The sequence below is a fragment of the Lacimonas salitolerans genome (genome assembly GCF_042677865.1).
Lineage (GTDB): Bacteria > Pseudomonadota > Alphaproteobacteria > Rhodobacterales > Rhodobacteraceae > Lutimaribacter > Lutimaribacter salitolerans.
Window position 1 is genome coordinate 238,226 of the sequence record NZ_JBHUDD010000027.1, and the last position, 21,961, is coordinate 260,186.

24 protein-coding genes are annotated in these 21,961 nt (G+C 65.3%); 16 read left to right on the forward strand and 8 right to left on the reverse strand.

Annotated elements, in window-relative coordinates; genetic code table 11:
- The first annotated feature begins 82 nt into the window (after positions 1–82).
- The 4 genes from ACFTOW_RS03640 to ACFTOW_RS03655 all read left to right on the forward strand — a co-directional run bounded on the left by ACFTOW_RS03640 (position 83) and on the right by ACFTOW_RS03655 (position 3,199).
- Entirely contained in the window at positions 83–1,156 is a 1,074-nt protein-coding gene (locus tag ACFTOW_RS03640; protein ID WP_379913157.1) for an NAD(P)/FAD-dependent oxidoreductase, read from the forward strand.
- Positions 1,153–1,950: a GH25 family lysozyme gene (locus tag ACFTOW_RS03645; RefSeq protein ID WP_379913159.1), complete on the forward strand. Its 798-nt coding sequence runs from the start codon at positions 1,153–1,155 to the stop codon at positions 1,948–1,950. Before ACFTOW_RS03640 ends, ACFTOW_RS03645 begins: the two co-directional genes overlap by 4 nt.
- Positions 1,951–1,959: 9 nt before the next feature.
- Positions 1,960–2,616 carry a DUF938 domain-containing protein gene (locus ACFTOW_RS03650; RefSeq protein WP_379913161.1) on the forward strand — a complete coding sequence of 219 codons (657 nt, stop codon included), beginning with the start codon at positions 1,960–1,962 and terminating at the stop codon, positions 2,614–2,616.
- Between the two features lie 247 nt (positions 2,617–2,863).
- Positions 2,864–3,199, forward strand: coding sequence for a carboxymuconolactone decarboxylase family protein (locus tag ACFTOW_RS03655; protein WP_379913163.1), 336 nt, complete (start codon positions 2,864–2,866; stop codon positions 3,197–3,199).
- A gap of 113 nt (positions 3,200–3,312) precedes the next feature.
- Here ACFTOW_RS03655 and ACFTOW_RS03660 read toward each other — a convergent pair whose 3' ends face one another.
- The 5 genes from ACFTOW_RS03660 to ACFTOW_RS03680 form a co-directional block, all read right to left on the reverse strand.
- Positions 3,313–5,829, reverse strand: a complete 2,517-nt coding sequence (locus tag ACFTOW_RS03660) for a GcvT family protein (RefSeq protein ID WP_379913165.1) — start codon at positions 5,827–5,829, stop codon at positions 3,313–3,315.
- Positions 5,830–6,114: 285 nt separating this feature from the next.
- A complete protein-coding gene (locus ACFTOW_RS03665; RefSeq protein ID WP_379913167.1) occupies positions 6,115–7,485 on the reverse strand; it encodes a glutamate--cysteine ligase in 1,371 nt (456 codons plus the stop codon).
- Between the two features lie 72 nt (positions 7,486–7,557).
- On the reverse strand, positions 7,558–8,070 hold the full coding sequence (locus tag ACFTOW_RS03670; protein ID WP_379913169.1) for a hypothetical protein: 513 nt from the start codon (positions 8,068–8,070) through the stop codon (positions 7,558–7,560).
- Positions 8,067–8,924: a GNAT family N-acetyltransferase gene (locus tag ACFTOW_RS03675; protein WP_379913171.1), complete on the reverse strand. Its 858-nt coding sequence runs from the start codon at positions 8,922–8,924 to the stop codon at positions 8,067–8,069. The genes ACFTOW_RS03670 and ACFTOW_RS03675 overlap by 4 nt, the downstream gene beginning before the upstream one ends.
- Positions 8,921–9,649: a 16S rRNA (uracil(1498)-N(3))-methyltransferase gene (locus ACFTOW_RS03680; RefSeq protein WP_379913172.1), complete on the reverse strand. Its 729-nt coding sequence runs from the start codon at positions 9,647–9,649 to the stop codon at positions 8,921–8,923. Before ACFTOW_RS03680 ends, ACFTOW_RS03675 begins: the two co-directional genes overlap by 4 nt.
- A 12-nt stretch (positions 9,650–9,661) precedes the next feature.
- On the opposite strand from ACFTOW_RS03680, the gene ubiA reads away from it, so the two are divergent.
- Genes ubiA through ACFTOW_RS03695 form a run of 3 tightly spaced genes read left to right on the forward strand, consistent with a single transcriptional unit; the run spans position 9,662 to position 12,919 of the window.
- Positions 9,662–10,633, forward strand: coding sequence for a 4-hydroxybenzoate octaprenyltransferase (gene ubiA / locus ACFTOW_RS03685; protein ID WP_379913174.1), 972 nt, complete (start codon positions 9,662–9,664; stop codon positions 10,631–10,633).
- Positions 10,634–10,692: 59 nt separating this feature from the next.
- Positions 10,693–12,603 carry an OmpA family protein gene (locus ACFTOW_RS03690; RefSeq protein WP_379913176.1) on the forward strand — a complete coding sequence of 637 codons (1,911 nt, stop codon included), beginning with the start codon at positions 10,693–10,695 and terminating at the stop codon, positions 12,601–12,603.
- Positions 12,596–12,919 (forward strand): hypothetical protein, encoded by a 324-nt coding sequence (locus ACFTOW_RS03695; protein WP_379913178.1) that lies wholly within the window; start codon positions 12,596–12,598, stop codon positions 12,917–12,919. Before ACFTOW_RS03690 ends, ACFTOW_RS03695 begins: the two co-directional genes overlap by 8 nt.
- Before the next feature lie 16 nt (positions 12,920–12,935).
- On the opposite strand, the gene ACFTOW_RS03700 is transcribed toward ACFTOW_RS03695, so the two are convergent.
- The gene (locus ACFTOW_RS03700) at positions 12,936–13,583 is read right to left on the reverse strand and encodes a ChrR family anti-sigma-E factor (protein WP_379913180.1); all 648 of its coding nucleotides are present in this window, start codon (positions 13,581–13,583) and stop codon (positions 12,936–12,938) included.
- 8 nt (positions 13,584–13,591) lie between these two features.
- Positions 13,592–14,143 carry a sigma-70 family RNA polymerase sigma factor gene (locus ACFTOW_RS03705; RefSeq protein WP_379913182.1) on the reverse strand — a complete coding sequence of 184 codons (552 nt, stop codon included), beginning with the start codon at positions 14,141–14,143 and terminating at the stop codon, positions 13,592–13,594.
- A 222-nt stretch (positions 14,144–14,365) separates the two neighbouring features.
- On the opposite strand from ACFTOW_RS03705, the gene ACFTOW_RS03710 reads away from it, so the two are divergent.
- From ACFTOW_RS03710 to ACFTOW_RS03750, 9 genes are all read left to right on the forward strand, one after another.
- The gene (locus ACFTOW_RS03710; protein WP_379913184.1) at positions 14,366–15,664 is read left to right on the forward strand and encodes an NAD(P)/FAD-dependent oxidoreductase; all 1,299 of its coding nucleotides are present in this window, start codon (positions 14,366–14,368) and stop codon (positions 15,662–15,664) included.
- Positions 15,661–16,416 carry a DUF1365 domain-containing protein gene (locus ACFTOW_RS03715; protein WP_379913186.1) on the forward strand — a complete coding sequence of 252 codons (756 nt, stop codon included), beginning with the start codon at positions 15,661–15,663 and terminating at the stop codon, positions 16,414–16,416. The genes ACFTOW_RS03710 and ACFTOW_RS03715 overlap by 4 nt, the downstream gene beginning before the upstream one ends.
- The gene (locus tag ACFTOW_RS03720; RefSeq protein ID WP_379913188.1) at positions 16,413–17,624 is read left to right on the forward strand and encodes an MFS transporter; all 1,212 of its coding nucleotides are present in this window, start codon (positions 16,413–16,415) and stop codon (positions 17,622–17,624) included. The genes ACFTOW_RS03715 and ACFTOW_RS03720 overlap by 4 nt, the downstream gene beginning before the upstream one ends.
- A 12-nt stretch (positions 17,625–17,636) precedes the next feature.
- The gene (locus ACFTOW_RS03725; RefSeq protein WP_379913272.1) at positions 17,637–18,206 is read left to right on the forward strand and encodes a DUF3833 family protein; all 570 of its coding nucleotides are present in this window, start codon (positions 17,637–17,639) and stop codon (positions 18,204–18,206) included.
- The gene (locus tag ACFTOW_RS03730) at positions 18,203–18,937 is read left to right on the forward strand and encodes an SDR family NAD(P)-dependent oxidoreductase (protein WP_379913190.1); all 735 of its coding nucleotides are present in this window, start codon (positions 18,203–18,205) and stop codon (positions 18,935–18,937) included. Before ACFTOW_RS03725 ends, ACFTOW_RS03730 begins: the two co-directional genes overlap by 4 nt.
- Before the next feature lie 60 nt (positions 18,938–18,997).
- Positions 18,998–19,324 (forward strand): DUF3775 domain-containing protein, encoded by a 327-nt coding sequence (locus ACFTOW_RS03735; RefSeq protein ID WP_379913192.1) that lies wholly within the window; start codon positions 18,998–19,000, stop codon positions 19,322–19,324.
- A gap of 374 nt (positions 19,325–19,698) precedes the next feature.
- A complete protein-coding gene (locus tag ACFTOW_RS03740) occupies positions 19,699–20,001 on the forward strand; it encodes a hypothetical protein (RefSeq protein WP_379913194.1) in 303 nt (100 codons plus the stop codon).
- 73 nt (positions 20,002–20,074) lie between these two features.
- A complete protein-coding gene (locus ACFTOW_RS03745) occupies positions 20,075–20,377 on the forward strand; it encodes a hypothetical protein (protein ID WP_379913196.1) in 303 nt (100 codons plus the stop codon).
- An 80-nt stretch (positions 20,378–20,457) separates the two neighbouring features.
- A complete protein-coding gene (locus ACFTOW_RS03750; RefSeq protein ID WP_379913198.1) occupies positions 20,458–20,760 on the forward strand; it encodes a hypothetical protein in 303 nt (100 codons plus the stop codon).
- A gap of 59 nt (positions 20,761–20,819) precedes the next feature.
- On the opposite strand, the gene ACFTOW_RS03755 is transcribed toward ACFTOW_RS03750, so the two are convergent.
- On the reverse strand, positions 20,820–21,959 hold the full coding sequence (locus ACFTOW_RS03755) for a saccharopine dehydrogenase family protein (protein ID WP_379913200.1): 1,140 nt from the start codon (positions 21,957–21,959) through the stop codon (positions 20,820–20,822).
- Between the last annotated feature and the right edge of the window lie 2 nt (positions 21,960–21,961).

Genomic DNA, 21,961 nt, shown 5'->3' on the forward strand with positions numbered 1-21,961 from the left:
TTCATCAATGTCAGAATCCTGACCTTGCCCCTTTTGCCTGCCCCGCTCCCGTGGCAGATTGGGGCCAAACCCGGAGACACCCATGCAGGATTTTCTGATCATCGGCGGCGGCATCGCGGGCGTCAGCGCCGCCGCCCGGCTGGCCGCCCTGGGCACTGTCACGCTGCTCGAGTCCGAGGACAACCTGGCCCATCACGCCTCGGGGCGCTCGGCGGCGATGTTTCTCGAAAGCTACGGCAACCGCGTCGTGCGCGCGCTCAACAGCGCCAGCGTGGAGTACCTGACCGCCAGCGGCGTGCTGTCACCGCGCGCCTTGCTGCTGCTGGGGGCCGCCGACGAGGTCGAGGGCTTCACCGCGCAGGCCACCGACATGGACCTGCGCCAGATCACGCTGGACGAGGCGGCGGCGCTGTGGCCCCTTCTGAACCGCAGCCACGCCACCCATGCCGCGCTGCGCGAGGATACCAGCGATCTGGACACCGATCTGTTCCTGCAGACCTTTCTGCGCACCGCCCGCCAGCATGGCGCAGAGGTGCACACCCGCGCGCCGGTGACCGCCATCACCCGCGATGGCTCAGGTTGGCAGGTCACCGCCGCAGGCCGCACCCACCATGCCCGCCAAATCGTCAATGCCGCCGGCGCATGGGCCGACAGCGTGGCGCGCATGGCAGGCGTCACCCCGCTGGGCATCCAGCCCTATCGGCGCTCGATGGCCCGGATCGCCCTGCCCGACGGGCTGGACCCGGCGCGCTGGCCCTTTGTCGACGGGGTGGGCGACGACTGGTACGCCAAGCCCGATGCCGGTGCCCTGATCGTGTCGCCCGGCGACGAGGACCCGGCAGACCCGCATGATGCCTGGGCCGATGACATGGTGCTGGCCGAGGGTCTGGCGCGCTATCAGGAGTTCTCGACCGCCCCGGTCGAACGGATGCTGGCAAACTGGGCCGGGCTGCGCAGCTTTGCCCCCGACCGCGCGCTGGTGATCGGGCGCGACGCCGCACAGCCCGACTTCCTGTGGCTGGCAGGCCAGGGCGGCTATGGCTTCCAGACGGCGGCGGCGGCCAGCGACCTGCTGGCCCAGATCGCGGGCCACAGTCCGACCACGCTGGATGCCGCCACCGTGGCCGACCTGTCCCCCACCCGGTTCGCTCCATGAAACTGCCGCGCCGCCGCCTGCTGACCGGCGGGGCCGCGCTGACCCTGCTGGCGGGCTGCGGCGCCTCCCCCGCGCCCCTACCTGCGCCCCCGCCGATCACCGGCCGCGGCCCGCGTTTCGACGATGACGACCCCACCGACTGGCCCGGCATCCCGCCCTGGCGCTACCCCGTGCATGGCATCGACGCCGCCCGCTTTCAGGGCCGCATCAACTGGCCCCGCGTCCGGGCGCAGGGCATCCGCTTTGCCTTTCTCAAGGCGACCGAGGGCGGCGACCTGCTCGATCCTGCCTTTGCCGAGAATGTCGACGCCGCGCGGGCAGCAGGCGTGCCGGTGGGGGCCTATCACTTCTACTATTTCTGCACCGATCCCGACCGGCAGGCCGACTGGTTCATCCGCAACGTCCCGCGCGTGCGCGGCGATCTGCCCCCGGTGCTGGATCTCGAATGGAACCCGTTTTCGCCCACCTGCACCACACGGCCCCCGGCGGAAACCGTGCGCGCCGTCGCCGCGCGGTTCATCGCCCGCATCTCCGATCACTACGGCCAGCGCCCGATCATCTACACCACGCCCGATTTCTGGCCCACCAACCAGATCGCCCGGCTGGGTGGCGAGTTCTGGCTGCGCGCCGTGGCCGATCACCCCGGCACGGTCTATCCCGGCGCGCGCTGGACCTTCTGGCAATACACTGGCACCGGCCGCGTGCCGGGGGTCGACACCCGGGTCGACATAAACGCCTTTGCAGGCGACGCGCGGGCATGGCAGGACTGGCAGGCCCGCCGCCGCATCAGATAAGGACGCGCCATGCCCAAACGCCTGACCCTGCCCGACAGCGCCTCTGTCGCCACGCCCGGCCCAGATGGCCGCCTCTTCGCCCCCTCCGCCGCGCGCAACGCGGATGCTATCGCCGATCTGGTCGCCGCCCACGCCCCCGACACGGGCCGCGCGCTGGAACTGGCCGCGGGCACGGGCGAGCATGCCGTCACCCTCGCCCGTCGCCTGCCAAACCTGATCTGGCAGCCCACCGACATCGACCCGGACCGCCGCCGCTCGATCGACGCGCATGCCGCGCTGGCCGCCCTGCCCAACCTGCACGCCGCCGCTGAACTTGACGCCACCGCCCCCGGCTGGGGCGCGACCCATCAGGGGCAGGATCTGATCGTGCTGGTCAACCTGCTGCACCTGATCTCCACCCCCGAGGCCCGCACCCTGATCGCCGAGGCCGCGAGCGCGCTGGCCCCCGGTGGCCGCCTCATCCTCTACGGCCCCTTCCTGCGCGACGGCGAAACCACATCTCCCGGCGATGCGGAGTTTCACGCCTCGCTGACCGCGCAGGATCCCGACATCGGCTACAAGGATGACTGGGACGTGATCGACTGGATCCACCAGACCTTCCTCGAGCTCGCGCAGGTCGTCGAAATGCCCGCCAACAACCTCGGGATCGTGGCGCGCAAACCCTGACCGCTTCATCTTGCCAGGTAAACTCCCGCCGGAGGCTCCCGCAGCCGCAACAGGCACACCGCCCAGGGCCGCGCGTCGCCTCGCAGCCCGCGCCGCAGCCCCGGGCCAACGGCCGGGGGCGAGATGCCCTGCGCGCCGCAGGCGCTCAATCAGATCACGCCACAACCCTGCGCGACCTGATCCAGGTCAAAGACCGCACCGCCCGCCCATGCTCTGCCTGCCGCGACATCAACGACAGGAGGGCCCGATGGCCTGGACCACCACACTCGATTCCACCCGCACCCGTCTGCGCACGCTCTACAAGGCCATTCCCGATGTGACCAAGGGCTTCGGCGCCCTGTCCAAGGCGGTGAAAGAGGGCGGCGTGCTGGATTTCAAGACCAAGGAATTCGTCGCCCTCGGCATCGCCGTCGCCATCCGCTGCGAGTCCTGCATCGTCCTGCATGTCGAGGCGCTGATCAAGGCCGGTGCCACCCGCGAGGAACTGGCCGACGTTCTGGGCATGACCATCCAGATGGGCGGCGGCCCGGCCTCGATGTATGCCGCCAAGGCGCTCGAATGCTGGGACGAGCTGACCGCCTGACGGACCACCACATCGGCACGCGACACCAAGACTCCGGCCCCCGGCTGCGGGGACCGGCCTGCGCATGCGATGTGCATGGCATGTGCATGCTGTGTGACACGCCTTTTTCGGCCTCAGCCGTCCTTGCGGATCGCCTCGTTCTTCGGATCATAGGGGCTGTCGCAGGTCACCACGGCGTCCCACAAATCCCCCAGCATCCGCACCTGCAACCGCTGGCCCTCGACCGCCAGATCGGGCCGGACATAGCCCATGCCGATGGACTTGCCAAAGGCCACGGAATACCCGCCCGAGGTCAGCCGCCCCACCTTCTGCCCGTCCAGATACAGCGCCTCGCGCCCCCATGGATCGGCATCCGCAGGCCCGTCGATCAGAACGGTAATGCATTTGGAACGAATACCTTTTTCCAGCATTGCCGCCTTGCCGTGGAACGCTTTTTCCAGATCCACGAAGCGCGGCAGATCGGCCTCCAGCGGGGTCGCATCCCGGCCCAGCTCATTGCCGAAGGCGCGATAGGATTTCTCCTGCCGCAACCAGTTCTGCGCCCGCGCCCCAACCAGCTTCATGCCATGATCCGCGCCCGCTTTTTCCAGCAGGTCGAACAGGTAATTCTGCATCTCGATCGGGTGATGCAGCTCCCACCCCAACTCGCCGGTATAGGCCACGCGAATGGCGCGCACCGGGCACATGCCAAGTTCGATCTCGCGGCACGACAACCACGGAAAACGCTTGTTTGACAGGGCGTTGGCAGGGTCTGCATCCTTGATTACCAAGTTCAGAACGTCGCGCGATTTCGGCCCCGCGATGGCAAAGACACCCCATTTCGTGGTGACATTCTCGATGCCCATCCAATTCTCAGGCCCCGCATTGACGGCCCACCAATCCTCTTCGGCCTTGCGCAGATAGTCGTCGTCATAAGCCTCCCAGGCGCCCGCGGACACAAGATAGAACTCATCCTCGGCCAACCTGACAATCGTGTATTCTGTCCGCGTGGTCCCCGCAGCCGTCAGCGCATAGGTCAGGTTGATGCGTCCCACCTTGGGCAGCTTGTTGGTGGTGAACCAGTCCAGAAACGCCGCAGCACCAGGGCCAAAGACCCGGTGCTTGGCAAAGGCGGTGGCGTCGATCAGGCCCACGCCCTCGCGGATCGCCCGCGCCTCATCCACCGCGTATTGCCACCAGTCCCCCCGGCGGAACGACCGCGCGTCATGGTCAAAGCTGTCAGGTGCATCCAGCGGGCCATAGTAGTTGGGCCGCTCGAACCCGTTCACGCAGCCAAACTGCGCCCCGCGCGCCTTTTGCCGGTCATAGGCCGGGCCGGTGCGCAGCGGGCGGCAGGCCTCGCGCTCCTCATCGGGGTGATGCAGGATATAGACGTGCTCGTAACATTCCTCGTTCTTGCGCGCGGCATACTCGGTCGTCATCCAGTCCTGACCATACCGCTTGGGGTCGAGGCTGGCCATGTCGATCTCGGCTTCGCCCTCGACCATCAACTGCGCCAGGTAGTACCCGGTGCCACCGGCCGCGGTGATGCCGAAACTGAACCCCTCGGCCAGCCACATGTTGCGCAGCCCCGGCGCGGGACCAACCAGCGGATTGCCATCGGGGGTATAGCAGATCGGTCCGTTGTAATCGTCCTTCAGCCCCACTTCTTCCGAGGATGGCAGCCGGTGGATCATGCTCATGTATTCCTCTTCGATCCGCTCCAGATCCAGCGGGAACAGATCGGCGCGAAAACTGTCCGGCACGCCATACTCGAAACAGGCCGGCGCCCCCCGCTCATACGGGCCCAGAATCCAGCCCCCGCGTTCCTCGCGCACATACCATTTGGCATCGGCATCGCGCAGCACCGGATGCTCCTCTCCGCCCGCCTTGCGATAGGCCACCAACGCCGGATCGGGTTCGGTCACGATGAACTGATGCTCGACCGGGATGGCGGGTATCTTGATGCCCAGCATCCTTGCGGTGCGCTGCGCATGGTTGCCGCTGGCGGTCACCACATGCTCGGCCCGGATCACGACCTGCTCGTCGGACGGCACCAGATTTCCACCCCGCTCCACCATCTTCGTGCAGGTGACCTCCCAGTGATCGCCCTTCCACGCAAATCCATCCGCCTGCCATTTGCGTTCGATCACCACACCACGCTGGCGCGCGCCCTTGGCCATCGCCATGGTCACGTCGGCCGGATTGATATAGCCGTCGGTCGGGTGATAGATCGCGCCCTTCAGATCCTCGGTGCGCACCAGCGGCCAGCGCGCCCTGATCTGCGCCGGGGTCATCCACTCGAACGGCACGCCGCAGCTTTCGGCGGTGGTGGCATAGACCCGGTATTCATCCATCCGCGCATCGGTCTGCGCCATCCGCAGATTGCCGACCACCGAGAACCCGGCGTTCAGCCCGGTCTCCGCCTCCAGCGTCTTGTAGAACTCGACCGAATACTGGTGAATATGGGTCGTGGCATAGGACATGTTGAACAGCGGCAAAAGACCCGCCGCGTGCCATGTGCTGCCGCTGGTCAGCTCGTCACGCTCCAGCAGCATCACGTCGGACCAGCCCGCGCGGGCCAGATGATAGGCGACCGAGGTGCCGACAGCGCCGCCGCCGACGACCAGGGCTTTGACTTGGGTTTTCATGGCGCAGGCTCTCCCTTGGATCATGTGCTGCACGATCAATAGCAGGCGGCGCAAAACACGAATGGCCCAGCCGACGCAATGCCGCCCAAAACCGACCTGCAGGGCGGCAATGCAGGTCCATCCCTTCATCTTGCCAGATAAACTCCCGCCGGAGGCTCCTGCCCTGTCAGCCAGCGCGCCGCCCGCGATCGGGCGCAACGCGGCCACGCGCGGCCCGAGGGCATAGCCGCAAGGCGGTGCCCGAGACATGCCGAGCGCCGCAGGCGCACATTCTGGACAGTCGGATCAGTAGCTGTATTCGTCGTAGATGCGGCCCAGATCGCCGCCCCAGTCGCCGTTGTAGCGCTCCAGCAATTCATCCGCCGGGGCCTGCCCTGTCTCGATGCTGTCTTCCAGAGCGTGCAGGAAATGGCGCTCGTCCTGCACCATCCCGCCCAGACCGGGGCGCGCGCGCGCCTTCAGGCCGGTGCGGCTGATGTCCAGCACTTCGGCGGCCAGGTCGATCATCCGCCGCCCGCCAACGATGGCCTGCAAGCCGCGCACCGAGGATTCGACCCGCCAGGCCTCGCGCGTTTCCGCGTCCCAGTGCTTCACCAGCTCCCAGGCCGCATCCAGGCTGTCCTGATGATACATCAGCCCGACCCAGAACGCCGGCAGCGCGCAGATGCGCCGCCAGGGCCCGCCATCGGCGCCGCGCATCTCCATGTATTTCTTGATCCGCGCCTCGGGGAAACAGGTGGTCAGGTGATCGGCCCAGTCGCTGAGCGTCGGTGTCTCACCGGGCAGCGCGGGCAGCTTGCCGTTCATGAAATCGCGGAACGACTGCCCCAGCGCGTCGATGTACTTGCCGTCGCGATAGACGAAATACATCGGCACATCGAGCGCGTAATCGACATAGCGTTCGAACCCCATGCCATCCTCGAACACGAAGGGCAGCATCCCCGTCCGGCTGGCATCCAGATCGCGCCAGACGCGGGCGCGCCATGACTTGTGGCCGTTGGGCTTGCCCTCGAAGAACGGCGAGTTGGCAAACAGCGCGGTCGCCACGGGTTGCAGCGCCAGCGCCACGCGGAACTTCTGCACCATGTCCGCCTCGGACGAGAAATCGAGGTTGACCTGAACCGTGCAGGTGCGCCGCATCATCACCCGGCCCATGGTGCCGACCTTCTGCATGTAGGCGTCCATCAGCTTGTAGCGCCCCTTGGGCATCAGCGGCATCTGGTCATGCATCCATTCCGGGGCCGCCCCCAACCCGATGAAGCCAACGCCCACCTTGTCGGCGATGTCCTTGACCTCGCGCAGATGCTCGTTCACCTCGTCGCAGGTCTGGTGGATCGTCTCCAGCGGCGCGCCCGACAGTTCCAGCTGCCCGCCCGGTTCCAGACTGACGTTGGCGCCGTCCTTTTCCAGTCCGATCAGGTTGCCCGCCTCTTCCACCGGGGCCCAGCCGTGCACGTCGCGCAGCCCTTCCAGAACGGCACGCACGCTGCGCTTGCCCTCGTAGGGGATGGGCAGGTGGTTGTCCTTGCAATAGCCGAACTTCTCGTGCTCGGTCCCCATGCGCCAGTCTTGCTTGGGCTTGCAGCCGCTGGCCATGTACTCGGCAAGTTGCTCGAAACTCTCGATCGGACCGCCGCCGGACTGAGGGATGGACATGGGTTGGCTCTCCGATCTGGATTTCGAACGCGGATCAAACGCGGGAATGGGTGCAGCGATTTGCACCGGCTGTCAATGTAGCCGGGGCCGGGATTTTTGCCATATCGTCACAGGCGCCTGTGCGCCAGCGCGCAATTGGGCCAGCATCCGTGCAGTATCGAGGCCGGGCAGACGGGCAAAGGCATCAAACAGCGCATCCGCCCCTTCGGCGGTGACCGGGATTTCCAGCATGGGCTGGCCCGGTGCGTGCAGCCGCCAGATCGCAGGGTCACGGGTGGGGTCCAGCTCCAGCCGGTCAAGTTCGGACAGCGCCAGCGCGCCGCCGGTGAACGGCCCCATCCAGGCCACCGCGCCCTCGTTCACGGTCACCACGCCCGGCCCGCCGCCGCCCATGTGAAACCGCGCGCGCCGCACGCCCGTCCAGATCAGCGCCACCGAAGCGGGCAGCAGCAGCCAGCCCAGCCAGTTCAGCAGGCCATGGGCGGTCAGCGCCCACCACAGGCCCAGCCCCAGCAACGCCAGCCCCCCCAGCGCGTCACGCCAGCGCGTCATCAGCTGTATCGCCTCGGGTCGGATCACGCTCATGTCGGGGTATCCAGTGTCACGGGCTGTTTGAGGGTCGCCAGTTGGTAGCTGCCGATGCGTTCAAAGCCGATCCGCGTATAGGCGCGCGCCGCCGCCTCTGATGCGGCGAACAGGATCGCACGGGTGATGCCTTGGGCGCGCAGGACGACAAGATGCGCGGCCACGGCCCGCCCGGCCAGCCCCGTGCCGCGCCGGTCCCGAGGCACGAACACGCCGCCGATCTGCACCGCCGCCCCGGCGCGGGCATTGATCGCCGTCATCGCCACCGGCATGCCCTGGTCATCCAGAAACAGCCGGGTGTTGCCGGCCGCGATGTCGGCACGCGCGCGGTCCGGTGCCGCCGCCAAGGCAGATTCTGCGTCATGCGTGCCGGTATCCGTCATGTAGTCGGCGAACCACCCGGTCAACAGTGGCAGATCATCGGCCTCAGGGGCACGTATCGTCCCGGCCTGCGCGACCAGCCCGGCCAATTCAAGTGCGAAGAGCGGTTCCATTCGATTGACCTGCCAAGCCTCGGGCGGCACCGGCAGCGCGACGAGGATCTGCGCCACCTGATCCGGCACGCCGGTCATCCCGCGCAGGGTGTAGCCCCGCAACAGATGGGCATAGGTCTGCGCCTCGGGTCCGGACAGGCCGGGCAACTGACACATCAGGAAGCCGTCATTGGTGCAGCCGAAAACGCCAGTGATGCCATCTCCGGTCTCGCGCAGGAAATAATGCGTGCCATGGGGGTGTTCCGTGTTGCCGATGCCGTGCTGGTCCAGATTGCCCAGCAGGAACATCGACGTCTCGATGTGGCGCTCCAGAAACGCGGCAATCGCCATCGCGTCCTGTGCCCCGGCCTTGCGGATCATGCCCAATCCCCCAGATGCGCCTGCCACAGGGTCATCGCAGCCACCGCCGCCGTGTCGGCGCGCAGGATGCGTGGCCCCAGGCTGACAGGATGCGCGCAGGGCAGCGCGCGCAGGCGGGTGCGTTCGGGGTCGGAAAAGCCGCCCTCGGGTCCGATGAGGATGGCCCATGGCCCGCGCGGCATCTCCGCCATGGTGGCAGCCGCCCCTACCAGCGCCTCGTCGCAAAACAGGATATGCCGCGCGCTGTCCCAGCCCTCCAGCAGGCGGTCCAGCCGGGTCAGGTCATCGACCTGCGGCACATAGGTGCCGCCGCATTGCTCGGCCGCCTCGACCGCGTGGGCCTGAAGCCTGTCCTGCCGGATACGTTCGGCATTGGTGAACTCGGTCTGCACCGGCAGGATGCGCGCGGCCCCCATCTCGGCGGCCTTTTCCACGATGAAATCGGTGCGCGCCTTCTTGATCGGGGCAAACAGCAGCCACAGGTCGGGCGGCATCTGCAAGGGGCGCGACTGTTGCGCGCAGGTCAGTTCCCCGCCGCGCTTGCCCGCCTGGCTGACATGGGCCAGCCATTCGCCATCGCGCCCGTTGAACAGCAGCACCGGCGCGCCCGGCCCCTGCCGCATGACGCCGAACAGGTAATGCGCCTGATCACGATCCAACACGACGCATTGCCCCGCCCCCAGCGGGTGATCTACATAAAGGCGGATTTTCGCAGCAGCCGTCATGGGGCCGACCATATGACCACACCGGACAAGACGCCAGAGCCCAACGGACAGGTTGCCGATGCCTACAGCGGCAACTGGGTCGATCGCGGCGCACCCGCATGGGCGCGCCCCTATCTGCGCCTCTCGCGCGCCGACCGGCCCATCGGCACATGGCTGTTGCTGCTGCCATGCGTGTGGGGTCTGGCGCTGGCCATCCTGCATGACGGGCAGCCGGGCTGGTTCGATGCGTGGATCTTTGCCGGCTGCGGCATCGGGGCCTGGCTGATGCGCGGGGCGGGCTGCACGTGGAACGACATCACCGACCGCGATTTCGACGGCTCGGTCGCGCGCACCGCGTCGCGGCCCATCCCGTCAGGTCAGGTCAGCGTGACGCAGGCAGGCGCATGGATGATCGTGCAGGCGCTGGTGGCGCTGTGCATCCTGCTGACCTTCAACACCGCCGCGATCGTCATGGGCATCGTCGCGCTGCTGCCGGTGGCGATCTATCCCTTTGCCAAGCGGTTCACCTGGTGGCCGCAGGTGTTTCTGGGGCTGGCCTTCAACTGGGGGGCGATGCTGGCCTGGGTGGCGCATACCGGATACCTGCATCCCGCACCGCTGCTCCTGTATCTGGCGGGCATCGCGTGGACGTTGTTCTACGACACGATCTATGCCCATCAGGACAAGGAGGATGACGCGCTGATCGGGGTCAAATCCACCGCGCGGCTGTTCGGGGCCGATACCGCACCATGGCTGCGCAGGTTCATGGTGGCGACGGTCACGCTGATGACGATGGCGATCCTGTCGGCCATGGTCGGGCGCGGTGGTGATCCGCTGGCCATCGGTCTTGCCATTTTCGGCCCCTGGGCGATGGGCTGGCACATGGTCTGGCAATTGCGCAAGCTGCAGATCGACGACCCGGATGTGTGCCTGTCGCTGTTTCGGTCAAACCGCGATACCGGCCTGATACCCCTGCTGTTTTTCGCCGGTGCGATGTTCCTTTGATTGCGCCCCCCGCCGCGCGGCCCTAAGAAGCCATAACCCTGACTGATCACGGCCCTTTCATGCGTCTTTCCTCGATCGCCCTTGTCGCTGCCACCTTCACCGCCGCGGCCGGTCTGTGCCTGCTGACGGCGGTCTTCGCCGTGAACGTGATTCAGGACAATTCCAAGATTGGCGTGCGTCAGGCTCTGGACCGCGAGGGCCTTCATTGGGCCGAGGTCGAGGCAGACGGGCTGCGCGTGTTTCTGACCGGCGAAGCCCCGACCGAGGCGGTGCGTTTCAAGGCGCTGTCGATCGCCGGCACCGTGGTGGATGCCGCCCGCATCATCGACACGATGGACGTGACCGAAACCAAACGGCTGGCGGCACCCACGTTTTCAATCGAGATTCTGCGCAACGACAACGGCATTTCGCTGATTGGCCTGGTGCCCGCCGAAACCGACCGCGACGCACTGGCGCAGAAACTGGCCTCCATGGCAGGCGGGGCCGAAGTGACAGACCTGCTGGAAAGCGCGGACCATCCGATGCCGGACGGCTGGAAGGCATCGGTCGACTTTGCCGTCCGATCGCTGCAGTCGCTGGACCGGGCCAAGGTGTCTGTGCGGGCCAATCAGGTCGATATCCGGGCGATTTCCGACAGTGGCGATGCAAAACGCAGGCTGGAAACCGACCTGTCCCGCGCGGCACCGCGCGGGTTGCGGCTGTCGCTGGACATCAGCGCCCCGCGCCCGGTGATCACACCCTTTACCTTGCGGTTCCTGATCCAGGACGGCATCGCGCGGTTCGACGCCTGTTCCGCCGATACCGAGGCCGCACGCGACCGCATCCTGCGTGCTGCCACCCGTGCGGGGCTTGAGGGCAAGGCAAGCTGCACCATCGGGCTGGGCGTGCCTTCGCCCAACTGGGCCGTGGCAGCCGAGCAGGCCATCGATGCAGTGGCCACACTGGGCAGCGGGGCCGTCACCTTTGCCGATGCGGATATCACGCTGGTGGCGACCGAAGGCACCGATCAAAGACTGTTCGACCGCACCGTGGGCGAGTTGGAAAACGCCCTGCCGGATGTCTTTTCCCTGAACGCCATGTTGCCCCAACCCGAACAGGTGCCTGCCGGAGGCACGCCGGAGTTCGTGGCCACGCTGTCGCCCGAAGGGCTGCTGCAATTGCGCGGGCGCGTCAGCGATGAGCTCAGCCGGGCCACCGCCGAAAGCTTTGCACGGGCGCGGTTTGGATCGGACAGCATCTATGTGGGCGCGCGGATCGACGAGACTTTGCCGCGTGATTGGCCCGTGCGCGTTCTGACCGCGCTTGAGGCGCTGTCGAAATTGTCGAACGGCGCGGTGATCGTGGAACCCGACATGCTGCGCATCAGCGGCAACACCGGCAACAGCGAGGCATCGGCCGAAATCTCGCGCCTGCTGGTGGACAAGCTGGGCGATGCCGAGCGGTTTGAGATCGACGTGACCTATCAGGAAAAGCTGGACCCGATCGCCGGCATCCCCACCCCCGAGGAATGCGAAGCCGAGATCAATGACATCCTGACCACGCAAAAGATAAATTTCGAGCCTGGCTCGGCCACCCCGGACTCGACCGCGCGCGGGATCATCGACGATATCGCCGAAATCCTGAAAGCCTGCGGTGACATCCGCATGGAGATCGGCGGCCATACCGACAGTCAGGGCCGCGACGAGATGAACCAGCAACTCAGCCAGTCGCGCGCTCAGGCGGTGCTGAACGCCCTGCGCGAACGTCGCGTCCTGACCGCCAACATCACCGCCACCGGATACGGCGAGGCGGAACCCGTCGCCGACAACGCGACGGAAGAAGGGCGCGAGGCCAACCGCCGGATCGAGTTCAAGCTGATCCGCCCGGAGCCCACGCCGGAAACCGAAACCACACTGGAAAGCGTCGAAGACCCGACCGAGGACGTTTCCGATGCCGATGCGGAATCGGAAGAAGGATCAAACGATGAATAGAACCGAAATCATCATCGCCACGGCGGCCATCCTGTTTGTCGCCTTTTGCGTGGGCTGGTTCGCCCATTGGCTGATCCACCGCTTCACCCGCGTGTCACGCTCGGACATGGGCGAGCTTGAGCGTATGGCACAAGAGCTGCACGAGGCCGAAGAAACCCGCGATCAGGCGATCACCTATCTGCAACAGCGCGAGGCAGAGCTGACGAACCAGATCAGTCAGGCCAAGGCTGAACTGGCCGCCACCATGGAAGGTCTGCGCGAGGCCCGTCGCGAGGCCGAAGAGATGCGCATGCAGCTTGATCACGCGCGCGGCTGATGCCGCCGCGCCTGGATCAGATTTTAAGGAACGGCTGCGCGAGGCGCGGCACCAGACCGCGGAATTTCAGCGGCGCATCGGTTGCCGCAAGACAGATGCAATCCGCGCCGATATCGGCCACAGGCGTGTGCTGCATGTCTTCATTGGCAATCTCGATGTCACCGGGACCGAAGCGATCGGTCTCGTCGACAAACGCGCCCTGCAGCACCAGCGTCAGTTCCATGCCGCGATGGCCGTGATCCGGCACCGCACAGCCCGCCGGAATGTAGAGCAGGCGGACGCTGGCATCCGCGCTGGTCGGCAGGATCGCCTGCTTGACGCCCATACCGACCGGCCGCCATTTTACCGCATCCAGATCGCCGCCGACATAGTCCTGCAAGGGCGTGGGAAATAGCCCGCCGGATTTTCGCGCAGCGGCCTGCGGCGCACCCGACATGATCCGCGACATCGTCGCGTCCAGCGCGTCTGCGCTCATCTCGATGCTCTCGCAGCTTTCCAGCATCGCGCCGCCCACCGTGTCGAAACTGACCAGGCGTGCGCGGCATTCGTCACACAATGAGATGTGCGTAGCCACCACAAGGCTGAATGCCTCGGGCAGGTTGCCTGCGGAATAGGCCAACAGCAACTCGTCGGTCAGGTCATGCTTGATATCCTCAGTCGTCATTTCGGCCTTCATTTCATTGTGTGGCGCAGCCGGTCCAAGGCCAGTCTGATGCGCGATTTGATCGTTCCAAGGGGCAACCCGGTTTCCGCCGCGATTTCGCTATGCGACAGGTCTCCGAAATAGGCCCGTTCGATCAGTTCCCTTTGCTTTTCGGGCAGTTCGGCCAGTGCCTGACCAAGTGCCCGGGTTTCCTCTTGCAGGCTCAGGATATCCTCCTGATCCGGTTCTGCTTCGGGGCCCCAGGGCAGATCCTCGGGCTCCGGTCTTTTCTGTTTGCGCAGCGCATCGATCTTGCGGTTGCGCGCGATGGTAAACACCCAGGTGGCCACCGTGGCCCGCGTCGGGTCGAACATATGTGCCTTGTGCCACAGCGTCGCCATGACCTCTTGGGCACATTCCTCGGCCAACGACGGGTCAGCACCTGACCGCATCAGAAATGCCTTGACCCGCGGCGCGAAGTGCCGGAACAACTCGGCAAATGCCACCTGATCCTGCGTATCGCGGATGCGGATTACGTGGTTCACCCAATCATCCGCGCGCGGTTGCCCGTTACTCCTCAATTTTCCTCATCCCGAGCCGCCCTCCAGTTTCACGCACCCCTAGCATGCAAGTGCCGTATGGGCGAGGCGACATTTGGCGTCGGCGTCTCGGTCTGCTCAAACATAATCGGAATACGCAGCTTTCCGGTGTCCGGATCAATTTTGTGTCAGATTTTTTTTACATCCGTTTACACCCCTCTCGCGTATCCCTGACGAAACGAAAAACATCGGAGAACCAAGAACATGCCATTCGAGGCTGGGCGCGTTGCCCCACGCAAGATCGCCGTGATCGGCGCCGGAATCTCGGGGATGGGCGCGGCCCACATGCTGTCCGCGCAACACGACGTCACCCTGAACGAGGCCGAACCGCGCCTTGGGGGTCATGCCCGCACCATAATGGCCGGCAAGCGGGGCGATCAGCCGGTGGATACCGGGTTCATCGTGTTCAACTATGCCAACTATCCGCATATGGCCGCCCTGTTTGCCGAGCTTGACGTGCCGGTGACGCCTTCGAACATGAGTTTTGGTGCCTCGCTGCGCGGTGGCGCGCTGGAATATGGTCTTGCCAGCCTGGGCGCGCTGTTCGCGCAAAAGCGCAATGCCGCCAACCCGCGGTTCCTGCGGATGATCCGCGACATCATGCATTTCAACGCCAACGCGCTGAAGCAAGCACAGGACCGCACCGTTTCCACCGGCGACTTTCTGGCCAACATGGGCACTGGCCCCTGGTTTCGCGACTACTACCTGCTGCCCCTGTCCGGCGCGATCTGGTCCACCCCGGTGGACCGGATCATGGATTTTCCGGCGCACGCGATGGTGCAGTTCTTCGAAAACCACGCGCTGCTGCATCATACCGGCCAGCACCAGTGGTACACCGTGCAGGGCGGATCGGTTTCCTATGTCACCCGGCTTGAGGCCGCGATGCGCGCACGTGGCGTCAAGATCCGTCTGGGAGCACCCGTCGACGCCGTGCGCCGCGATGCCACCGGGGTCAGGATCAAGACGCAGGGCAGCGAGTGGGAAGAGTTCGACGACGTCGTGTTTGCCACCCATTCCGACGACACGCTGCGACTGCTGGCCGATCCATCGCGCGCCGAACGCGACAGCCTGGGAGCCGTGGCGTATCAACCCAACCATATCGTCCTTCATGCGGATTCCAGCGTGATGCCCAAGCGGCGCAAGGTCTGGTCAAGCTGGAACTACACCGAGGTCGCGGACAAGCAAAGCGACCGGATCGACCTGACCTACTGGATGAACCGCCTGCAACCCATCCCGCAGGACGATCCGCATTTCGTCACGCTCAACAGCACGCGGCCGATCCGCGATGACCTGATCTATGACACAGTCACCCTGCGTCATCCGGTCTATGATCTGGCGGCCTTGCAAGCCCAGAAAGAGATCGCGGCGATGAACGGTACGCAAAACACATGGTTCTGCGGCGCATGGATGAAGCACGGCTTTCACGAGGACGGCCTGTCCAGCGCGGTCGATGTGGTCGAGGCGATCGCCAACCGCGCCAAGCTGTCGGTGGCCGCTGAATGAGCGGGATCGACCATATCGCGGGCCATACCTGGCACGGGCGTAAGGGCGCTGTCGAAAACGCCTTTCGCTACAGCATCGACTATATCCTGCTGGAACCCGACGCGCAGCCGCGCTTTCCGGCATTGATGTCGCGCAACCGTGCCAACCTGACCGGATTTCGCGACGCCGACCATGGCGGCCCGCCCAGGCAGGGGCGCGGCACCGCATGGGTGCGCGAGGTGCTGGCGGCCCACGGCATGCCCACCCCCGCCCGGATCGAGCTGCTGGCCCAGCCGCGCGTGTTGGGCCATGTGTTCAACCCGGTGTCGTTCTGGCTGTGCCATGACGCCGATGGGGCCTTGCGCGTGGTCATCGCCGAGGTCAGCAACACCTTCGGCGACCGTCACTCCTATCTGGTGCATCGTGACGATCTGGAACCCATCACCGCAAGCGATCACCTGCAGGCCACCAAGATATTCCATGTCTCGCCGTTTCAGAAGATTGAAGGCCGGTACGAGTTCCGCTTTGACATCCGTGAGGATCGCATCGGCATCTGGATCGACTATACCGGCGGCAACGGCGGCCTGATCGCCACCCTGTGCGGCAAGCGCAAGCCGATCTCGAATGCCGGGCTGATCCGCGCTGCCCTGCGCCGTCCCTTCGGCTCGCGCCGGGTGCTCGCGCTGATCCATTGGCAGGCGCTCAAGCTGTGGTGGAAGGGCGCGCGCTATGCCGACCGGCCCGAACCGCCGGTCGAGGACGTCAGCCGGTGACCAGCCGCACGGCCCCCCTGCCCGCCTATGGGCTGTTCGCGGCGCTTCTGGCCTCGGCGGGCCTGCCTTTGTACATCCATGCGCCGAAATTCTATGTCGATGAATATGGCGTGTCGCTGGCGGCTCTGGGAACGGTGCTGTTCGGGCTGCGCCTGCTGGACGTGGTGCAGGACCCTCTGCTGGGGCGTCTGGCCGGGCGGCTTCGGCAGTGGCGGGGGCTGGCGATTGCGGGGGCGGTGGCGCTGATGGCGGCCACGATGCTGGGCCTGTTCGCCGTCACTCCACCCATGACACCGCTGATCTGGTTCGCTCTGATGCTGATTGGCATCTTTTCCGCCTTCTCGTTCCTGACCATCTGCTTTTATGCCCAAGGCGTCGATCGCGGCGGCCGGATGGGCGCAGGCGGGCATCTGCGGCTGGCACGCTGGCGGGAAACCGGCGCCTTGCTGGGCGTCTGCGCCGCCGCCGTGGCCCCCGTGGCGCTGGGGGGATTCACCGGCTTTGCGCTGGCCTTTGTGGTGCTGGCGGTCGCGGCGGCGCTGGCGATGCGATTTGAATGGCGTGGCATCACCCCGCCCGATGCGGGCTTTGCCCCGGTTCTGCGCGACGCGCAGGCGCGGCGGCTGCTGCTGATCGCGCTTGTCAATGCGGCGCCGGTGGCTGTGAGTTCCACGCTGTTCTTGTTCTTCGTCGAAAGCCGCCTTGACGCCCCCGGCGCCGAGGGGCCGCTGCTGCTGTTGTTTTTCCTGTCTGCGGCCATTGCCGCGCCGTTCTGGTCACGCGCGGCGGAACAGTTCGGCCCGCGCCGGGTTCTGATGGCGGGCATGGTGCTGTCGATCGTCGCCTTCGGCTTTGCCATCACGCTGGGCGCGGGCGACATCGTGGCATTCGGGGTGATCTGCGTGGCCTCGGGCGCGGCGCTGGGGGCAGACATGACCCTGCTGCCCGCGATCTTTGCCGCCCGGATGGAACATATCGCCCCCGGCGCATCGGGGGCCTTTGGCCTGTGGTCCTTCGTGTCGAAATTCACCCTGGCCTTTGCCGCGGTCACCCTGCTGCCCGCGTTGCAGGCGGCGGGGTTCGATCCCGGCGCGGAAAACTCGGCCAGCGCGCTGACCGCGCTCAGCCTGGCCTATGGTGCGGTGCCTTGCGCGCTGAAACTTATCGCCATCGCGCTGGTGGCGACCCTCGATCGAAAGGAGGACTGACGGATGGACATCATGGTTTGGCTGCTTGCGGGAAGCCTTGGGGCGTTCGTGCTCGTCTGGATACGCCAGCGTTTTGCCAGCTTCGCCGCGCAACGCCCCGAGGATTATGCCGACGGCAAGACATTCGATCTGCGCCGCCATCTGAATGGCCCCTTCACATGCGACGGGGTGATCTATGGCCCCACCGGGCGCGTCGCCTCGCGGTTCTCGGCCGAATTCAACGCGCAATGGGACGGCAATCGCGGCACGATGGCCGAGCATTTCCGCTATTGCAGCGGCAACACCCAGGACCGTGAATGGCGGCTGGAACTGGGCAATGACGGGCGGGTCCGCGCACGGGCCGATGATCTGGTCGGCACAGGCTCCGGTCGTCAGCACGGATCGGCCCTGCATCTGAAATACCGCATCCGCCTGACAAAAGAGGCCGGCGGCCATGTTCTATCTGTCACCGATTGGATGTATCTTGCCCCCGACGGGGCGATCGTGAACCGCAGCCAGTTTCGCAAATTCGGCATCAAGGTGGCCGAACTGGTGGCGGTGATGCGTCCTGCGGATACAGATCAAAAGGAGCAGGCGGCATGACAGACTGGGCGGGCAAGAGATACTGGATCGTGGGCGCATCCGAAGGCTTGGGCGCGGCACTGGCGCACAAGATCAGCCGCACCGGCGCGCATGTGATCCTGTCGGCCCGCAACGAGGATCGCCTGAACGAACTGGCCGCCGAGTTGTCGGGCACCGCGGATGTGGTGCCGATGGACGTGCAGGATGATGCCAGCGTTGCGCGCGCCGTCGAGGCGGCGGGCGACATCGATGGTCTGGTCTGGCTGGCCGGTGTCTACTGGCCCATGCCCGCCACCGACTGGGACGTGGACAAGGGCATCGCCATGGCCGATGTGAACTTCACCGGTGCCTACCGCGTCCTTGGCCGTGCCGTGCCGCTCATGGTGGCGCGCGATGCGGGCCACATCGTGCTGGTGGGCAGCCTGTCAGGCTTTCGCGGGTTGCCCGGGGCCATCGGCTATGCGCCCTCCAAGGCCGGGGTCATGGCGCTGGGTGAATCGCTTTATGCCGATCTGCACCGCACCGGAATCAATGTCCAACTGGCCAACCCCGGCTTCATCCGCACCCGGCTGACCGACAAGAACGATTTCAAGATGCCGTTCCTGATGGAGCCGGAGCAGGCCGCGCAAGAGGTGTTCGAACTGATGTGCACGCCGGGCCGGTTCAAGAAGAGCTTTCCCACCGTGTTCAGCTGGGTGTTCCGCCTGTCGCAATTTCTGCCCGACTGGCTGTACTATCGCCTGTTTGCGTAAGATCAAAGACGCCGGGCGTGGTATAGGGTCTGCCTGCGACAGGAAACGCCGGAGGACCCCATGCTAGAGATATCCACACGAAAGATCGCCAATGTCATCCTGATGACGCGCGAGATCGACCGCGCCGAGGGCGAATTGCGCGCCTTCATCGAGGGGCTGAGCGAGGACGAGCAGATCTCGCTTGTGGCGCTGATGTGGATCGGGCGCGGCAGCTTTGAACCTGAGGAACTGGACGAGGCCAAGGCCACCGCCGCGACCGAGGCAACCACCCCCACCGCCGACTACCTGCTGGGCACCCCGCATCTGAGCGATCATCTGGAAAACGGGATGGAGGCCCTGGGCCTGTCCATCGCCGGTGACGAAGACGATCTGATGGGTCACCGCTGATTTCGACCCGGATATGTGCGCTTACGCACTATCAATATTCTTTTACTGAACAACCGGGGCTTTTCGTCCCGGCTTCTTCTCTGCGTACAAGGTCACGAAAGCATATTTTTTCACGCACATTCATTTGATTTGTGAGTGATGAAACTCTTTCTGACACAATTTTTGACGTATAAATTATTGTTTTAAAAAATAAAACAAAAATGCACATAAGTTGGAAATTTTCGCACTTATCCGCTCTCAAGTGCACACGCGCCGGTGAAGACAGGTGTCTTGCGTGAATGCACAGAAAGGCCCAGATTTGGTGTCAGACAGCACGGCAGCCCGCCGCGCTTCCCAAACAACCCGATGGGCAGACCATCGAAAAGGAGACTGACATGAAACGCTTCATCACTGCTCTTACGCTTACCGCAGCCGCAGCAACCGCACCGGCATTCGCCGACACCGCGCTGAACGGTACCGTCATTTCGACCATGGGCGATGCCTCGGTCGTGTCGCTGCACCCCCGTGAGCGTGGCATTGGCGACAACGGCGTCGTCACCGCCAACCACGGCATCACCGTCGACGTTCCCGCATCGCGCATCTTTGACCCACGCGACACCGGCAAGACCTCGGGCAACAGCACAAGCGTCAGCCTGTTCACCGGCAACGCCGATGTGACCAACTACGGCGCACGCTGATCCTTCGGCCCGGCGGGGCTCCCCCGCCGACGCTGACCCAACAAGTTTTTCTCTCTCGAAAGGAGACGTCGATATGAAACGCTTTATAACCGCACTGACCCTGACCGCAGCCGCAGCCACCGCACCGGCCTTTGCGTCACCCGCCCTGGACGGCACCGTGATCTCGACCATGGGCGACGCCTCGGTCGTGACCCTGCACCCCCGCGAACGTGCCATCGGCGACAATGGTGTGGTCACCGCGATCCAGGGCATCCAGATGGACCGTCCTGCATCCTGGATTCTCGACCAGCGCGATATCGGCAAGGTCGAAGGTAGCACCGTTTCGGTGAACACCTTCACCGGCAACGCCGACGCCACGCAATACGGTGCACGCTGAACCAACGATCCGGTGGGGCACGCAGCCCCGCCGGCCTCTACCCTGAAATTCAAACGACATCTTCGAAAGGAGATTTCAACATGACACGCTTTATCACCGCACTGACCCTGACCGCAGCCGCAGCCACCGCACCGGCATTCGCATCGCCCGCGCTGGATGGCACCGTGATCTCGACCATGGGCGACGCCTCGACTGTCGCGCTGCATCCGCGCGAAAGCGCGATTGGCGGCAATGGCGTCGTGCAGGCCAGCACAGGCACCGAATCCGAAAAATCCGTCGAGCGGGTTTTCGCGCCGCGCGACGCGGGCAAGGTCGCAGGGACCACCGTGACCGTTACGACCTTTGGCGGCAACGCCAACGTCACCGACTACGGCGCGCGCTGATTTAACCCCATGCGCCCCTTAACACCCCGCTCGGCTTACACCGGGCGGGGTTTTCTGTGTCAGGTGTGATCGACGATCTGCAGATGCTGCGCCAGCGTGCCGATCTCGTTCATGAACCGGGACACCAGCGCGGCCTCATGCGGCGCGGCGGTCACGCCGGCGGGAATATCCCGCGCCAGCACCGCCTCGACCGCCAGCGAGACCGGCACGGACACCAGCCGCGCCATCGCCGTGCCGTCCGCATCGCCCCAGGCATCCATCACATAGGTCTTGTGCCAGACCGTCGCGCCATCCTTTTCGGCCGTCAGCCCCACGCACAGCACCACGCGATCCGGCTCGCCCGCGTCATAGGCATTCTCGCGCCAGAACTGATCCGACATTTCCTTCAGCCGGGCCTCGCCCGCGTCGCCCTCAAGGGTTTCGATCTCGGCGAACACGTCCTTCCACGCCTCGGCCCAGCCGTTCAGGCGCAGGGTGCCGCGCACGAAATCGCGCACCGGCCAGTCCGGATCGAACTGGTATTGCGCCATGAAAGGGATGGAGTCGCGGTTGGGATAGACCTCGAAATCTTCGGGCACCGGCAGCGGCGCCGTGTAGCTTGAGATCGCATCCCACGGCCGGTCCACCCGCAGCTCCTCGAAGTCGCGCAGTGACCGCGAGGGCGAGCGCAGCGCCTTGAGCACACCCAGCGGTGACCAGCTGAACTTGTACCGGAACGGGTTGGGATGCTTGGGCACCCCCCCGCAATACGAGGTGAAGGACAGCGTGTTGCCCGCATCGAACGCGTCGCTGGCGCGGTAGTCATCCATCAGGTGATGCGCCATCAGGTGATCGATGCCGGGGTCCAGCCCGATTTCATTGACCAGCCGCAGGCCCAGTTCCCGCGCCTTGGCATCCAGCGCGCGCATTTCCGGCGCGATATAGGACGAGCTGACGAAATCCGCGCCCTTTTCAAGGCACAGCTCGGCCAGCGGCACATGCCAGTCGCCCGGCAGCATCGACACGACCACGTCACCGGGCGCCAGCACATCGGCCAGCGTCTCCATGTCGAAGGCGTGGATGTCATCCGTCAGATCGCCCACCGCCTCGCGCGCCTTGTCGACGGTGCGGTTCCACACCGTCACCTTGTGCCCCGCCGCGATCAGCCGCCGCAGGCCCGGTATCGCCGACAGCCCCGTGCCGCACCAATGGATGGTCATTC